The sequence below is a fragment of the Candidatus Sulfotelmatobacter sp. genome, assembly GCA_036500765.1.
GTDB lineage: Bacteria > Acidobacteriota > Terriglobia > Terriglobales > Acidobacteriaceae > Sulfotelmatobacter.
In genome coordinates this window covers 418,789-434,463 of the sequence record DASYBM010000016.1, presented here as the reverse complement: position 1 = coordinate 434,463, position 15,675 = coordinate 418,789, and the positions used below count along the sequence as shown (strand labels likewise).

General features: G+C 58.1%; 12 protein-coding genes and 1 tRNA gene. 5 read left to right on the top strand and 8 right to left on the bottom strand.

All coding sequences use genetic code 11. From position 1 onward, the window contains the following. Nucleotides 1-80: 80 nt before the first annotated feature. Nucleotides 81-1,496 (bottom strand): hypothetical protein, encoded by a 1,416-nt coding sequence (locus VGM18_18975; GenBank protein ID HEY3975097.1) that lies wholly within the window; start codon nucleotides 1,494-1,496, stop codon nucleotides 81-83. Nucleotides 1,497-2,055: 559 nt separating this feature from the next. On the opposite strand from VGM18_18975, the gene VGM18_18970 reads away from it, so the two are divergent. From VGM18_18970 to VGM18_18960, 3 genes are all read left to right on the top strand, one after another. Further along, nucleotides 2,056-2,131, top strand: a tRNA-Lys gene (locus tag VGM18_18970). A gap of 207 nt (nucleotides 2,132-2,338) precedes the next feature. Continuing rightward, nucleotides 2,339-2,563: a hypothetical protein gene (locus VGM18_18965; protein ID HEY3975096.1), complete on the top strand. Its 225-nt coding sequence runs from the start codon at nucleotides 2,339-2,341 to the stop codon at nucleotides 2,561-2,563. A gap of 200 nt (nucleotides 2,564-2,763) precedes the next feature. Then, nucleotides 2,764-3,783, top strand: a complete 1,020-nt coding sequence (locus VGM18_18960; protein ID HEY3975095.1) for a cyanophycinase — start codon at nucleotides 2,764-2,766, stop codon at nucleotides 3,781-3,783. Nucleotides 3,784-3,876: 93 nt separating this feature from the next. Here VGM18_18960 and VGM18_18955 read toward each other — a convergent pair whose 3' ends face one another. The 7 genes from VGM18_18955 to argS all read right to left on the bottom strand — a co-directional run bounded on the left by VGM18_18955 (nucleotide 3,877) and on the right by argS (nucleotide 11,715). Next, nucleotides 3,877-4,401, bottom strand: coding sequence for a putative metal-dependent hydrolase (locus tag VGM18_18955; GenBank protein HEY3975094.1), 525 nt, complete (start codon nucleotides 4,399-4,401; stop codon nucleotides 3,877-3,879). Between the two features lie 240 nt (nucleotides 4,402-4,641). Beyond that, entirely contained in the window at nucleotides 4,642-6,870 is a 2,229-nt protein-coding gene (locus tag VGM18_18950; protein ID HEY3975093.1) for a radical SAM protein, read from the bottom strand. A gap of 532 nt (nucleotides 6,871-7,402) precedes the next feature. After that, nucleotides 7,403-7,816 carry a type II toxin-antitoxin system VapC family toxin gene (locus VGM18_18945; GenBank protein HEY3975092.1) on the bottom strand — a complete coding sequence of 138 codons (414 nt, stop codon included), beginning with the start codon at nucleotides 7,814-7,816 and terminating at the stop codon, nucleotides 7,403-7,405. Further along, complete coding sequence (vapB, locus tag VGM18_18940) at nucleotides 7,816-8,058, bottom strand: type II toxin-antitoxin system VapB family antitoxin (GenBank protein HEY3975091.1); 243 nt, start codon at nucleotides 8,056-8,058, stop codon at nucleotides 7,816-7,818. The genes VGM18_18945 and vapB overlap by 1 nt, the downstream gene beginning before the upstream one ends. A 98-nt stretch (nucleotides 8,059-8,156) precedes the next feature. Then, on the bottom strand, nucleotides 8,157-8,504 hold the full coding sequence (locus VGM18_18935; protein ID HEY3975090.1) for a GIY-YIG nuclease family protein: 348 nt from the start codon (nucleotides 8,502-8,504) through the stop codon (nucleotides 8,157-8,159). Between the two features lie 130 nt (nucleotides 8,505-8,634). After that, nucleotides 8,635-9,642, bottom strand: coding sequence for an alpha/beta hydrolase (locus VGM18_18930; protein HEY3975089.1), 1,008 nt, complete (start codon nucleotides 9,640-9,642; stop codon nucleotides 8,635-8,637). A 54-nt stretch (nucleotides 9,643-9,696) separates the two neighbouring features. Continuing rightward, complete coding sequence (argS, locus tag VGM18_18925) at nucleotides 9,697-11,715, bottom strand: arginine--tRNA ligase (GenBank protein ID HEY3975088.1); 2,019 nt, start codon at nucleotides 11,713-11,715, stop codon at nucleotides 9,697-9,699. A gap of 237 nt (nucleotides 11,716-11,952) precedes the next feature. Here argS and larC point away from each other — a divergent pair, with 237 nt between their 5' ends. Together larC and metG are read left to right on the top strand one after the other, a co-directional pair. Further along, on the top strand, nucleotides 11,953-13,440 hold the full coding sequence (larC, locus tag VGM18_18920) for a nickel pincer cofactor biosynthesis protein LarC (GenBank protein ID HEY3975087.1): 1,488 nt from the start codon (nucleotides 11,953-11,955) through the stop codon (nucleotides 13,438-13,440). A 103-nt stretch (nucleotides 13,441-13,543) separates the two neighbouring features. Continuing rightward, nucleotides 13,544-15,574 (top strand): methionine--tRNA ligase, encoded by a 2,031-nt coding sequence (metG, locus tag VGM18_18915; protein HEY3975086.1) that lies wholly within the window; start codon nucleotides 13,544-13,546, stop codon nucleotides 15,572-15,574. The last annotated feature ends 101 nt before the right edge of the window (nucleotides 15,575-15,675 follow it).

The following is a 15,675-nucleotide window of genomic DNA, read 5'->3' as shown; positions in this document are numbered from 1 at the left end:
GCGCAGGGCGAAGGGAAGGGCAAACGGCCCATCCCTTCGACACGCTGACTTGAGTTCATCTTCGATCATTGTTTGTGCTTTCATTTTTGGTTCGGCATCGGGTTCGACATCTTTGGATCGGACATGGGCCGCGGTCCGGGTTTGGCCGGCGTTTCAAACTGCTGGGCCGACTTCACGAACGAAGCGGAGTTTTCGCTCAATTCCTCGTTTACCTGCGGATGCGCTTGCAGGTAGCTGTGCAACTCAGGATGATTCGCCAGATATTCCTGGTTGGTCGCAAGGCCCGGGTTCTTGCTGAGTTCCGCGCCGATGTTGCTGTGGTCCGCGAGAAAACTGTGGAAGCTGGAGAGTTCGCCGCGGGTCACGTCGTTGTCGCCGCGCATGGCGTCTTCGCGGCGGTCAAAGCGCGCTTCCTGATGCATGAAGGCGTTGGGATTTTCCTTGTACTCCTCGCGCACGCCCGGGTGGCTGGCCAGGAATTCCTGTAGCGCGGGATGATCCTGGACAAATTGCTTGTTGTCAACGAGCGACGGATCTTTGCGCAACTGCTCGGCGATCTCGGGGTGACTGTCCATGAAGCGATCCATGTTCGCGAGTTCGAGATGGGTCACGTCGCGATCCCCTCGGTTATCTTGGCGCTGATCGAAGCGATCTTCACGGTGCATGAACGCGTTGGGATTTTCTTTCAACTCCTCGCGCACCCCAGGATGACTGGCCAGAAATTCCTGAAAAGCAGGGTGATCGTGAACGAATTGTTTGTCGTCGGCAAGCGATGGGTTTTTCCGCAATTGCTCGGCGATCTCCGGATGGCTGTCCATAAAGCGATCCAGATTCCCCAGTTCGGTGCGGTTGATGTCGCGATCGCCCCGGTTATCTGCTCCTAAATTTTCTTGGCGCTGGTCGAAGCGGTCTTCACGATGCATGAAGGCGTTGGGATTTTCCTTGTACTCCTCGCGCACGCCGGGATGACTGGCCAGGAATTCCTGTAGCGCAGGATGATCGTGAACGAACTGCTTGTTGTCGACGAGCGACGGATCTTTGCGCAACTGCTCGGCGATCTCGGGATGGCTGTCCATGAAGCGATCCATGTTCGCGAGTTCGGTCCGGTTGGTGTCATTACGGTCGCGGTCTCGATCTCTGTCGTCTTCCCGGCGATCGTAGCGTTCTTCCTGATGCATCACGGCGCTGGGATTCCGATTCAGATCCTCGCGCACTTCAGGATGGTCTTGCAGGTAGCGCTGGAGTTCGGGGTGATTGGCCACGAAGTCCTGGTTATTTATCAGCGCTGGATCTTTGCGAAGCTGTCCGCCAATTTCTGAATGGCTATCGAGAAACTGGTCGAATGCGGCCAACTGCCGATGAGTCAGGTCCGCATCGCGGTCCTGCGGCATAGAGTTGGATTGAGCTCTTGCGGGCGTCACCGAAATCAGGGTGGCGAGCGCCATGATTGGAAGCCAGGAATGAATTCGGACGTGCTTCGTAAGAGGATATTTCATAAAAAAACGCCTCCGGATACGAGAGAATCCTTGCATGCGAGTGGCACAGGGTAGAAATGCACGGAGGTGGCCATTGGAGGAATCGACCAAAAGGGCACTGTTTGCAGGGGCTTGGGGCGAGGGCCGGGAAAAGTACCGAGGTCCCGTCAAGGATGGAAATTCGACACGAAGCGGGAAAAACGTCCTACAGGAATAACTCTAGAGGGTTTGCGATTCAGATTCAGGATTGAATGCAGATTTAACGGACGCTAAACCGGGCGAAATTAGACCGGGCGGAAGAGGAGAAGGCCAATCAGTACGGCTACGCAGAGCCCCAGGATGAGTAGCGAAGTCTTCTCGACTTTCAGAGTGTCTTTGCGCGGGCTGAATTCTGCAGACATGGATTCAGTTTCAATCAAAAGATCCGGTTTGAGAATAGCTCGACTGTGGATGGCACGGGCGTAACTGTGTCTAAAGTTTTATGGGTTGCGGCCGCGACGCTTTTGGAGGGACGGCGAATAAAACCGAAGCTTGTGCGAGTCCCATAAGCGCTTTGCCTTGTGTTAGATTGGAAAGATGTGGGCGCGTAGCTCAGTTGGCAGAGCAATGCCCTTTTAAGGCATGGGTCGATGGTTCGAGTCCATCCGCGCTCACCACTCACTTCCCGTCCGGCTCTCTGCAAGATTCGTTAACTCCAGCCCTTACCCGACCTCGAGGTGCGGATTTCTTTCAAATTCCCCAATTGTTCTAAGTAGTCTGCCAGGAATTGCACTGCAAATCACGCTCACCCGCAGCAATCGATCATCCAATTTGCCGAACGTCATTTTCGTGATGGAATCGATTGCCGGTGTAGAGGAGAACCTATGAAGACGAATTCCGAATACCACAGCAAAAACGTCGCCGCCGAGCCCGCCTGTGCATATTGCGAGAACATCTTCGAGCATGCGGCATGGTGTGCCACTCGTGATCCACAGGTAGCGTACGCCTATCGGATTGTGGAGGATGCTTCCAAGTTGACCGCAGGAGACTCGTTGATGCTGCACTCGCTGGGCGTGGCATGGGTGGAAACGGGTGACACGGGTATTTGAGCGCGATCTTCTGAGCATGGTTTGCTGAGGGTGGTCTGCCAATCTCCGCGGGGTGGTCGAGTTGCTCTCGACGGGCAGCTGAGGGCGCCTGTCCCCACCGGGCGCTCCCACCTACTGCTCCACACGCTGGTCCCACGTGCCCCGACGTAGGTTCGGGACACGCCGCGGCTTCGAGTTCGATCTAGGGTATAGTTCTCAGCGTGCTCAAAACCAATCGGCTGGTGCTGAAAACCAAGCTGCGACGCCTTCTGCCGCTATTGCTCGCGGCATGCGCCGCAAATCTGGCGCATGCCGAATCCTCCAGGTATTTTCGGCTCGGAAATAAGGAAGACGCTCAGACTAAGCCCATGGCGGGCATCGCCATGATGGGCGGAGGGAGCGACCTGGACGAGGCCTTTCGGTGGTTGTGCGATCGGGGCAATGGCGGGGACTTTCTGATTCTGCGGGCCCGGGGAGACGACGGTTACGATTCGTATGTGAACGGGCTGTGCAAGGCGAATTCGGTGGCGACGCTGATTATTCCGGATCGGGAGGCCGCGGGAGAGCCGCGGGTGGCAGACATTATTCGCAAGGCGGAGGTCGTTTTTATTGCGGGAGGAGATCAGGCGAACTACATTCGCGGATGGAAGGGCACGGCCGTCGAGACGGCGATCAACGACGACATCGCGGCGGGCAAGCCGATTGGCGGGACCAGCGCGGGGTTGGCGATGCTTGGGGAGTTTGTTTACGGGGCCCTCGGCGACAAGCCGGACGATAAGGATCTGGCGTCGACGGATGTTTTGCCGAATCCTTATTTTGAGCGAGTGACATTGGTGCGGGATTTCCTGAAGGTTCCGCATCTGGAGAATCTGATCACAGATTCGCATTTTGCCAAACGCAATCGCATGGGACGGACGCTGGTATTTCTGGCGCGCATTATGAAGGATGGATGGAGCGCGTCGCCGCGTGAAGTGGCGATCGACGAGAAGTCAGCCGTGCTGGTAGAGAAAGATGGAAAGGCTCGCGTGGTGGGCATGGGAGAAGGCGCCTATTTTTTGCGTCCCACACACGCGCCGGAAATTTGCGAGCAGGGCGCGGCGCTTACGTTTCGCGGGATCGGCGTGTACCAGGTGCCGGCAGGCGGGCGGTTTGATTTAGTTTCGTGGACGGGCGAGGGTGGCGCGGGTTATACGGTATCGGTGGAGGCTGGCAAAATTTCGAGTGCCCGGCCTTCGAGGTAAGCCTTCAGCCGTGCATTCACGGTATCATTTACATCGTATTCAGATGTTCCAGGGCGGAAGGACACATCTGATACAACGCCCCCGCTTCTGCGCCTACCAACCGCTCCTTTCCCGCAGACTCGTGATATGCGCCACGTGATGGCGGCCATGCCAGGCATAGAGCGCCAGAGTCTTCTCCAGCGTCATCGCACCCAGCTCCGGATGGCGGAAGGTACGCTGCCAGTCGTTGGGGGAGAGCGACCGCAGCAGCCGTATCCAGCGGTCGTGCAAGGATTCCAGCAGGCTCAGTGAGACCCCGACGGGAGTCGCCTTCGTGTCAGCGAGTTCCGCCCAGCGGTCTTCCGCATACGGCTTGATCGTCGGCTCATCTTCAGTTAGCGCCAGCTTGAACCGCACGTACGCATTCAGGTGGCTGTCCGGCACGTGATGCACAACCTGCCGCACCGTCCATCCGTCCGGCCGATAGGGCTTGTCGAGCTGCGATTCGGTAAGTCCTTGAATCGCGGCGCGCAAATTCGCCGGCGTGCGGGCAATGTCGTCGAGAGCGGATTGTTTCTGCTCCTCGGTGAGACCGGCGTTGAAGTGAAACTTGCCAACGGGATAGCGCAGATCGTTCATTCTGACTCCAGAAGAGGAATATTCGACTAGAGATGATCGAAGATCGTCAAGGGTTCAACAAAGTGGGATCATTCGGTCGCATGGTGGCGCGGTCAGGCTACTCGCCTCACCATCTACGAAGCACGCCGGCCAAGCTGCTGACGGCGTGAGAAGCTCAAAAAACTCTACCGCAAAAACTCAGGCCGCCCGCAGGCGGCCTGTTTGTTGTTAACTGGAAGCTGCTAGCTGGGAGCTAATCGCTCAATCCCCCGCCACCGGCTCCGCTACTTCCGGCTTCGCTATTTCCGGCTTCGGCGCAGGAGCAATGCCGCCATTCGTCTTAGTGAGAGCGCCGAGCGGAATAAACCCATTCTCAGCCACGACCGGCTTCTCTTTCAGCACGACTTCGCGATACAGCGAAGCCATCCGCGCGTTATAGGCTTCGTCGTTCTTCTCCGCCCCTCGCGCCTCGGGTGCCCCATTTCTCGCGTCCTTTGCGACAAGCGAGGACTTCTCGGCGGCAGCCTTCTGCTTCGCATCCCGCGCGCGAATTTTTTCCTCGCGCGCATTCTTCGCGATGCCTTTGCTGTCGAGATCGCGTTGCAGTTCATTGGTCACGATCTCTTCGCGCAGCTTCAGATACTCCGTCGCCGTCTCTGGCTGCTCCATGTTCACTTTCTTGCCGCCGGCAAAGATTTCATGTCGTCCGTGCTCCTCGTACCACTTGGTCAGCGTGGCCGTCATGTGCATCTTCTCGATGATGTTCCGCCAGCCCACGCCCGTGTTGTAAGCGCAGAACGAAATCTCGCCTTCCTGCGTCGCGTACGGAATAATGCACTGCTCCGTCCGCCGGAAGTCGTAATTGAACAGGTCCTGAAACCACATCCCCGCGATGAACAAAAAGTTCCAGCGATCGCTCGTGCGCCGCTTCATCACGTCGTCGATCGTCCTGTCCGGTCCCACCTTGCCGTAGTTTTTTCCCGTGATGTGATAATTCTTGTCGAACTTTTTCAAAAGATCCATCAGCTTGAAATGCGTCGGCGCCTGATACGGATCGTAGTTCTTCATCAAACACAAAGCCATTCCAAATCCCGTCCAGAACTTACCGCGCGCCGCATCATTCACCTTCGCAATGTCCTTGGCAAGCTGATCGCCCTTCAAGAACGCCGTGACCGGCACAGCCTCCTTGGTTTCCTTGTCAATCATGACAGCCATGCCAGTCCCGCAATTCGGGTGGCAACCACAAGATAGTTGCCCCCAGTCGTTTTTTGGGTCGTTGACGTGCATCAGGTCGGCCCAGTCGCTAAAGGTTCCCATGAATGAAATCGGGAACCAGTCGCGGGTGGGCTCGCCCAGGCCGGTTTGATTTTTTACGTCGTGCGCGAGATGGCTCAGCGTGTAGCGCTGCGCGGCGCGGCGGTCGTCGGTGACGGCTTCGTCGCGGCCGGTGAAGCTGACCGGCTGGAAGCTGAGGAAGCTGATTGTTTTCGGATTGTCGAGCGCGAACTTGATGATTCTTCCGACCTGCTCGTTGTTGATGCCGTTGACGATCGTCACAACTGGAACGATTTCGCATCCGGCTTTGTGCAGGTTTTCAATCGCCTTCAATTTCACATCGAACAAGTTTCCGACGAGGCGATGCGCATTCGCGGCGTTGCCAATGCCGTCGAATTGCAGATACGCATAGCGCATGCCGGCTTCGACCGCCTGCTGCGCGAATTCAAAGCTCTTCGCAAATTCAATTCCGTTGGTTGCGGCCTGCACGGAGTTGTATCCGACCTTGCGCGCGTAGCGCACGGCGTCAAGGAAGTACGGCGACAACGTCGGCTCGCCGCCGGAGAACTGCACACTCATCTGCCGGCGCGGCTTGATGGTGATGGCGTTGTCGAGCATCGTCTTGATTTCTTCCCACGTGAGTTCGTGGACGAAGCCAACCTGGTTCGCGTCCATGAAGCAGGGATCGCACATCATGTTGCAGCGGTTGGTCAGATCGATCGTCAGCACCGAGCCGCGACCATATTTCACCGTGGAAGACCCGTGGTGATGCAGATGCTCGTCGTTATGCGCCTTGATGTCGCGGCCGGGAAACACGTCTTCAAGATGCTTCGAGAACTCCGTGTCGATCGACATCACGTCTTCGAAGTGACCGTGCGTCGGGCAATCTTTCACCATCAAAATCTTTCCGTCTCTTTCGACGATGGTGGCCTTGATCTCGCCGACCTTCTCATTCATCAGCACTTCATGCGGCAGATGCCCGTCGAGAATCTGCTGCCGGATCTCCGGCACACACTTCGGGCATAGCGAATCGGTCGAGCGCGGCCAGCCCAGCGGCGGCTTCGACTTCTCGTACGACTTCAGCAGCGGCTTTTCCGACCACTTCGGCGTGGGCGACGGATTCGGCTTGATCCGGTTCAAGCGATCGAACACGGCCCAAGTCCCTTGAGCGGCAATGACGGCTGCTTTTTCTACGTACTTGATCGGCTTGCGCATTTTAGCTTCTGGCTCCTGAATTCTAGCTTTTAGCCATTGGCTTTTAGCCCTTGGCTTTCGTTTCTTTGGGATGGCGACTCACCTATACCAGTTAGAGCTATCCCCAAACCTGCGAGTTCTAGTTTTTTTCCCGAACCGGCATTCGCCTGTCCGTTGTCATTCCGAACCGGCAGTCTTCTGCCAATCCGATGTCATTCCGAACCGGCGCTTTTTGCCGGTGAGGAATCGGTTTTTGTTTTTCGCCTCGCTGGGTTTCACTGGAATGAACCTGAGATTCACCCAAACCCTGAGGCAATCCCTGGGAACAGTTGGTCCTACCGACCTGGTTTCTTACACTTTTCCCTGGTTTTATCTGGTTCTATCCTATTGGGAAGATTGGGAAAGGCGCATCCATAACCCAATGAACGGGGCAAATTTGGGGTTTAGCGGGGATTCGGGGGATTAGATGGAGCTAAAGTGTTGAAAGCAAAGGGGACGAGTCCTCAGCTCTCGCAAAGGACGCGAGAAATAGGGCACCCAGACCGTGGATGCTTTACGGCTTCGCCCAATCTTCCCACAGGAGCCCTTTCACGCGCGGGAACTCGGAAACGTTGGCGGTGACCAGTGTCAACTGATGACGCAATGCCTGTCCTCCAATTAAAAGGTCATACGCTCCAATCCGTTTGCCGGAGGCTTCGAGGGCTGCCCGAAGGGTGCCTGCTGCGCGGGAGTCGGCGTCTTCGAAAGGAAGCACGAGAATCGGGCCGGACAAAAAGGCCTCGAGGCGCTTACGATTGAACTCCTGCTTCGTGCTCTTGCGCACGCCATACCACAGTTCGAAAGTTGAGATAGACGATACCAGAATTCGCGCACCTCCGTCTGACGCTTTTTTCACGCGAGTGCGGACTCCTGCCGAAGTACCGTTGATCAGGGCAATGCAGGCGTTGGTATCCAGCAGGTAGTCCACTAGAAAATTTTCCGCTTCGGTGTGCGGGGCTGGCGGCGTCCGCGAGACATAAACCGCTCGGAGTTAAATTGGTCCAGTGCCTCAAACCAGCGCGACGTGTCCGGGATTAGCGGCTCAAGCAGGACTCCTTGCTGGACTCGGCGGATGCGCACGCGGTCTCCCTCGAAACGAAATTCTTTGGGCAGGCGGACGGCTTGGCTGCGTCCGTTTTGGAAGAGTTTGGCGATGTCGGGCTTGGGCATGGGCGGCTTCCGGGGTAGTATATATCAGTAATATATATCGGGCAAAGCGTTTTGATCTCTGCAACTGTCATTTCCCACTCTTTGTCTCCCACTCTTTGTCATTCCGAACCGGCGTTCTTTGCCGGTGAGGAATCTGCTTTCCCGTCGACTCGCATGACAACCGGTTCGCCCCAGCCTGCGGCGAGGTCTTCCCAGGTGGGATTATTTTCGCGGATCAGAGCGACTTTCTTCTCGCGACGCCAGGCTTTGATTTCGGTTTCGCGGGCGATGGCATCGCCGACGTTTTGGTAGGCGTGGAAGTAGACCAGGCGGTGTACGCGATACTTAGCGGTGAACTTTCCTCCCTCGCCGGCTTTGTGGCGCAGGACTCGGGCCATGAGAAATCCGGTGACGCCGATGTACAGGACGCGGCTTTTGCTCGACATGATGTAGACGTAGTAGCACATCTCCGGCGGCAAGGGCGCTCCCGGTGAACAGCAGGTTCCTCACGGCTGAAGCCGTTCGGAATGACCTAGAGATCAAGGGTGGTTTTCATCGTGACGTGCGTCACAACGGCGCTCGAAATGACAAATATTCTTATCGGGGAGAATCCTGCGCGGCGCGGGCTTGATCGACGACGCTTTTAACGGCGTCGATCACGATCTCGGGGCGATCGAACTGGATGTAGTGGCCGCTGTTTTTCGCGATGGTTTGGGCGCCGCGGGTGGAGAGATGCGGCAACTCTTCCTGCATCTTCTCCCAGGCTTCGTTGGTGGGCTTGGTGAGGTCGGAGGGAAGGTCGGCGGAGGGTTTGTCGGGATCATGGGAGAGCACGGCCAGAGGGATGTCGCCGAACGGGCCCGTGCCGGCTGTCTGGGCGGCGCTTTCGGGGAAACTTTTTAGTTCGGCGACACTTTCGCGCGCGCTGTGGAAGTTGCATTCGGCGGCGCGCTGCACGGGGTCATCGTCGCAAAGAGCGAGCAGGCGCGGAAGCCCGAAGGGCATGGTGTAGGCGAGGAACTCGGCCTCGCGCAGTTCGGTCGCTTCAATGTTTTTCAGTTCCGGAGGAAGACGATTTTCCTGGTCGGGGTGAGAGGAATCGACGAGCACCATGCCGGCGACTTCCTTGCGATAGAGGCTGGCGAAGAGGCGCATGGTCAATCCCCCCATGGAGTGACCGACAAGAATATAAGGAGGCGCGATGCCTGCCGCCTGGAGCAGTCGATGCAACTCGGCGGCGATCGCCTGACTGGTGCGGGGTTGAGGACTGGGATCGCTGTAGCCGAGGCCGGCGCGGTCGTAGGAACAGACGCGGCTGAATTTGGCGATCTGCGGCTGCACTTTGCCCCAGGAAATAAAGGTGTCTCCGAGGCCGGATTCGAGGATGACGGTGGGAGACCCCTCCCCGGTGCAGTTGAGGTGCAATCTGTATCCGCCGATGTCCACGAGTTTGCCGGGCATGGGATTGAAGCGGCGGTCGCGAGCCTCAGCAATGTTCTCGTAGATCATGGCGGCGCCGGCGAGAACGAGCGTCAACGCGAGCAAGGCGCGAAGGATGCGGCCAAGCCACGGAGCGGGCGCGGAGGAGGACGCTGAGTTCGGCATGTAGAAACTGATTCGCGGCGCGAGCACGACCCGTGCGCCGCGAGTGGCGGTATTTTACATGACCGGGGGCACGGTGGTGCCCATCACTGCGAGGCAGCGAATTAATTCGCGGCGAACAACGGCAACGGTGGCCAGCAGGAATTGTTTTCGCTGTTCGTCCGCTTCGGCGAGGATGGGGTGGCGGTGATAGAAGGTGTTGAAAAGTTGGCCGAGCTGAAACACATGTTTGGCTAGGAATGCGGGTTCGGTGGTCGCGATGCACTGGTCAATCACTGCGGAAGTTTTGGAGGCGGCGAGCCAGAGTTCCCAGATTTCGTTCCCCCCGATTTCGCTGGCTTGCGCGCTGGTGAGAAAGTTCGTCAAGTCGGAGGCGGAAATTTTGCTCGCGGCGTCGGCGCGGAAACTTTCGGGGTCGATTCCGGCTTTGCGGAAGATGCTGGTGGCGCGCACGGCTGTGTACTGAGCGTAGGGTCCGGTCTCGCCGTCGAAGCTGAGGGCCTCTTTGAAATCGAATGCGATCATGGACTGCTTGGTGTATTTCAGCATGAAGTAGCGCAGGGCGCCGATGGCGATCTGCGTGGCGATATCCTGGCGCTCCTGGTCAGTGAGTTGGGGATGGCGCGCGTCGACTTCTTTTTTGGCGGAGGCGATGAGCTGGTCCAGCAGGTCGTCGGCTTTTACGCCGAAGCCTTTGCGTCCGCTGACTTCGATGTAAGAGCGCGCTTTGTCTTCATCGCTCAGGTTGTAGCCGAGTTCGGCGGCGCAGCGCGGAGTCAGCACCACCATTCCATAGGAAACGTGCGTGAAATGGTCGGCAGCTTCTTCATGACCGAGACCGCGCAGAGCTTCCATCACGGTGTTCTGCGCTTCCGACTGCCGAACATCGATGACGTTATAGTTTTCGGCGACATCGCCGAAGTGCGGATGATCTTTTTCGCCGTTGGCCGTGGAGATCCAGCAGTCGTGCTGGTTGGGATAGCGATAGAACTTGCGATAGCCGAAATCGCGCCCGAGCAGACCGAACTTCCACATGTGGTAGGCGATGTCTTTGCCGACGTAGCCGACGGTGCCGTTAGAACGGACGATGACTTTCTGATCTTCTTCCGATATTTCGTCTTTCGCAGACCCCGCGGACGAGGCGTCCGCGGCTCCCTGTTCCGCGCTGGTTCCCGCGCGGCGCATGACCCAGCAACCCTTATTCTTGCCTTCAGTCTCGAAAGTTAGCACGCCGCTTTCTTTGAGCCTGATAAAGGCCGCGTCCCAGAAGTGCAGCTGAAGGATTTCGCTTTCGCGGGGAAGGAAATCGTATTCGATGTCGAGGCGATCCATGGTTTCGAGATGGCGCCGCAGCACCGCAACCGAGATCGAATCGGCGATGGCCGCCGTCTCCGAAGATGCGTCTTCGATGGCGTGCAGCGTCTGAAGGCGAAATTGCAGATTCTGTTTGTCGGCCTCGTACCATTGCGAGACGCGCGCGTAGAGATCCCAACAGTAGTAGTCAAAGCGCGGCTGGCGCGTGAGCGTCTCGATTTCCGCGCGCGATTTCTTCTCGATGTGAGTGAAGCCCACGACAACATCGGCGACCTGCACCCCGGTGTTGTCGATATAGTTCTGGATGTCGACCGAACGCCCGGCATAGCGCAGCAGCCGGACGAAGGTGTCACCGAGAATGGCATTGCGAAGGTGGCCGATGTGCGCCGCTTTATTGGGATTGATGCTGGAGTGCTCGACCAGAATCTTCCCGGGGGGAACTTCAACCGCGGGTTTCCGATCGGCGGCGAGTGCAGATGCCATCCATCCGCGATTGATACTGACGTTCAGATAGCCCGGAGGTGCGACCTGGATTCCGGCAATACCTTCAATGGGTCCGATTTCATCGCGGATCGCTTCGGCGATCTTCAACGGCGCGGAGCGCAGGGGCTTGGCGAAGGGAAAAATTGGGATCGCGAAATCGCCGAGCTCGACCTTCGGAGGCTGTTCGACGACAACTCTTGGCAGCGCGACGCCGGGATAGCGACTCTGTAAACACTCCAGCACACGCTGGGCGAGACGGTGTTCGAGATGACGGTACAAGAAATCCCTCTAAGTGATTGAAGAAACGGTGATTTTATCAGAGTGAGCGTCGGCCGCACGTTTGACCGAGGCGTGGGAGCTTACCTATGATGAAGGATTCGTCTTCGGCGTCGGCAAACCGGTCCGGCAGGATCTGGCGGCCAAGCACCGGTTCGCCGAACGCCCCAGGATCAACGACCAACGATCAACGATCAACGATCAACGACCAGCGACTGACGACCGACGACGGTTTTTCTTATGCGGATTGCCTACCTAGAGTGTTTTTCCGGAATGAGCGGCGATATGTTCTTGGGCGCGCTCATTGATGCCGGAGTTCCGCGGCGGGTGCTGGAAGAGACCGTTACGGCCTTGGGAGTGGGAGCGCGGTTGGAGATTTCGCGAGTCGTCCGCACCGGGATTTCTGCGACCAAGGTGGACGTTTGGGTGGACGGGGAAAAGGATTTGCCGCGGGAGGAATATTGGGCGAAGCAAGATGCGGCGCGTCCCCTCTCGCCCGCGCTAGCTGACCATCAACACGGACATGGCCATGAGCGCGGGCACGAACATCCGCATGCACAAGAACCTGCGGATCGTCATTCGCATCCGCAGACTGCTCATGGCGAGAGTTCGCGGGCAGAGCCTGCCCTTTCGACAGGCTCAGAGCCTGCCCTGAGCTTGTCGAAGGGAGCGCCCGCGCCACACGAACATTCCCATGAGCATTCTCATACTCACGAGCATTCGCATGGACGAGGACTGACTGAGATTCGCGGAATCATCGGGCGGGCAGCGATCAGCGAGACGGCGAAGAAAACGGCGATTGCGATCTTTGAGGCGCTGGGCGCGGCGGAGGCGAAGATTCACGCGACTTCGATCGAGAAAGTTCACTTTCATGAAGTGGGCGCGGTCGATGCCATGGTCGACATCGTTTGTGCCGCGGTGGGAGCGGAGGCGCTGGCAGTGGATGAGATTGTCTGCTCTCCGCTGAACGTGGGCGGAGGGATGGTGAAGTGCGCGCATGGAACGTTTCCGGTGCCGGCGCCGGCGACCGTTGAGTTGCTGAAGGATGCGCCGGTGTATTCCTCCGGATTGCAGGCAGAGTTGGTAACGCCTACCGGCGCGGCAATCGTGAAAACTTTGGCCGCGCGTTTTGCGGCATTCCCGGAGATGAAGATTGAGAAGTCGGGGTACGGAGCGGGATCGCGCGAGTTTGCGGGACATCCGAATGTAGTGCGGTTGACGATTGGCGAAGCTTCGGCATCTCTGACTGCTGGCATAGCGGAGAATACCGCATCGGAAATTCTGACCGTACTGGAGGCGAATCTCGACGATCTGAATCCGCAGGTCTTCGGATACGTAATGGATCGTTTGCTCGAAGAAGGAGCGCTGGACGCCTTTGGCGCGCCGGTGCAGATGAAGAAGAACCGTCCGGGAACGCTGCTGACGGTGCTGTGCAAGCCGCAAGATGCGGGGAAGTTGACGCGCTTAATTTTTGCCGAGAGCACCACGCTCGGGGTGCGGCGGCGGGACGAGGTGCGCGCGACGCTGGCGCGGCGTTGGGAAAAAGTAAGCACCCAGTGGGGCGAGGTGCGCATCAAGATCGCGAGCATGAATGGTTCGGTGACAAATTACGCTCCGGAGTATGAGGATTGCCGGCGGATCGCAGCCGAGCACCGCGTACCGTTAAAGACTGTCATGCACGAGGCGGCGCGGGCTTATTCGGAGACTGCGAAAGGCCTGAACCACTGAGGGCGCTGAGGTCCGCGGGTACGGAGCGTAGGGATGCGCGGTTCGTCGGAAGAACGACTGCGCTCGGAATGACGCCCACCCCGAGGCTGGTATCGACATATCTATGACGCGAAACTTTTATATTACTACGCCGATTTATTACGTGAATGCGCGGCCGCATATTGGACACGCTTATACGACGATTGCCTGCGACACAATTGCGCGGCGGCAACGGCTGCTGGGCGCGGATGTCTTTTTTCTTACCGGCACCGACGAACACGGGCAGAAGATTGAGCGGGCGGCGGAGGCGGCGGGCAAGACTCCGCAGCAGTATGCGGATGAGATTTCGGCGCAGTTTCGCCACTTGTGGAAGCGGATGGGAATTTCGAACGACGACTTCATCCGCACTACCGAAGAGCGACATAAGAAGCGGGTGCAGGAATTGTTCCGGCAACTGCGCGACCGCGGGTTCATCTACAAGGGAACCTACACGGGGCAATATTGTGTTTCCGACGAGCTGTATGTGGACGGCGCACAGCCGGGCGATCTATGCCCGACCTGTGGACGAATTACCGAAACCGTGCACGAGGAAAACTATTTCTTTAAGCTATCGGCATTTCAGGACAAGCTGCTGGAGTTGTATGCGAATCCGAAGTTTATTCGTCCGGAGACGCGGCGCAACGAAGTGATTTCCTTTGTGCGGTCGGGGCTGCGCGACCTGTCGATCAGCCGGTCGACATTTTCCTGGGGCATTCCGGTGCCGGACGATCCCAAGCACGTGATTTATGTGTGGCTGGACGCTCTGGCGAATTACATCACGGCGATCGGCTACGGGTCGACGCATGCCGGGGCGCAGGAGGCATTCCGGAAATATTGGCCGGCCGATGTGCAGATGATTGGAAAAGAGATTGTCCGATTTCACTGCGTATATTGGCCGGCGTTTTTGATGGCGGCCGGACTGGCGGTGCCGAAGGCGATCGTGGCCCACGGCTGGCTGCTGTTTGAAGAGAGCAAGATGTCGAAGTCGCGCGGCAATATCGTGCGCACCGAGACCATTCTCGATGTGCTGGGCGCGGATGCCCTGCGCTACTTCCTGCTGCGGGAAGTTGTGTTTGGGCAGGATGGATCGTTCTCGTTCGACGCGCTGGTGCAACGCTACAATTCGGATCTCGCCAATGGACTGGGAAATCTGGCCAGCCGCACATTAACCATGATTAACCGATATTTTAGGGGTGAGGTGCCGTATCCCTCGGCGACGGCGTCGAAGACCGCGGGAGACGCGGCGATTGCGGAGACCGCACGGAATACGATCCGCGAATTTGGGACGCTGTTCGATCAGTTTCAGTTTTCGCGGGCGCTGGAAACGGCATGGGGACTGGTGGCGGCGGTCGACAAATATATTGTCGAAAACGAACCTTGGTCGCTGGGCGAGAAACAGGATGACGGGAGCCGGGCGCGGCTGGCGACGGTGCTGTATACGTCGGCGGAGGCGCTGCGGATTGTCACGGCGCTTGCGTACCCCGTAATTCCGGAGGCGACGGCGAAAATCTGGACGCAGATGGGACTCGGCGATATCAAGACAATAGCTTTGAGCGAATTGGCCTGGGGGCAGTTGCCGCTGGGGACGAAGCTGGGCGAGGTGCACCCGGTGTTTCCACGGGCGGACAAGAGCGCTGTCGAAAGGATGCAGCAGATGGAAGATTCGCAACGAGGGACCGGTGCGGACGAAGTCAAGCGAGCGGGAGAACCGGCAGTTGCTGAACCGGTGGGGGCCGCGCCTGCGGATCCGGTGGCGGCGGTTCCTATCGCGGCTTCTGTCGCAAACGACGGGAAGATTACGATCGACGACTTCGCGAAGATTGAGTTGCGCGTGGGCGTGGTGAAAGTTGCGGAGCGTGTGCCCAAGGCGGACAAGCTGTTGCGACTGGAGATTGACATTGGGACTGAGGTGCGGCAGGTCCTGGCGGGGATCGCGGAGGCTTATGCGCCGGAGACTTTGGTTGGGCGCAAGGTGGTGATCGTGGCGAATCTGGCTCCGCGAAAGCTGCGCGGGTTGGAGTCGAATGGGATGATCGTCGCCGCGTCGCTGGAAGGCGGAAAGCCGGTGCTGGCAAGCTTTCTGGAGGATGTGCCGGTGGGGGCGAGGCTGAAATGAGGCGTCCGGCGTTACGCGTCGGACCTCAGACGTCGGACCTCTGACTTCGGGCTCTGACCTTCCGATTGCCGTGACTCTATTCCGTCAAAAGCCTGAACCGC

Bases quoted from the DNA above. Each gene is read 5' to 3' on its own strand.
- VGM18_18975 (HEY3975097.1), bottom strand. From the start codon at position 1,496: ATGAAATATCCTCTTACGAAGCACGTCCGAATTCATTCCTGGCTTCCA.
- VGM18_18965 (HEY3975096.1), top strand. From the start codon at position 2,339: ATGAAGACGAATTCCGAATACCACAGCAAAAACGTCGCCGCCGAGCCC.
- VGM18_18955 (HEY3975094.1), bottom strand. From the start codon at position 4,401: ATGAACGATCTGCGCTATCCCGTTGGCAAGTTTCACTTCAACGCCGGT.
- VGM18_18950 (HEY3975093.1), bottom strand. From the start codon at position 6,870: ATGCGCAAGCCGATCAAGTACGTAGAAAAAGCAGCCGTCATTGCCGCT.
- vapB (HEY3975091.1), bottom strand. From the start codon at position 8,058: ATGCCCAAGCCCGACATCGCCAAACTCTTCCAAAACGGACGCAGCCAA.
- VGM18_18935 (HEY3975090.1), bottom strand. From the start codon at position 8,504: ATGTGCTACTACGTCTACATCATGTCGAGCAAAAGCCGCGTCCTGTAC.
- VGM18_18930 (HEY3975089.1), bottom strand. From the start codon at position 9,642: ATGCCGAACTCAGCGTCCTCCTCCGCGCCCGCTCCGTGGCTTGGCCGC.
- larC (HEY3975087.1), top strand. From the start codon at position 11,953: ATGCGGATTGCCTACCTAGAGTGTTTTTCCGGAATGAGCGGCGATATG.
- metG (HEY3975086.1), top strand. From the start codon at position 13,544: ATGACGCGAAACTTTTATATTACTACGCCGATTTATTACGTGAATGCG.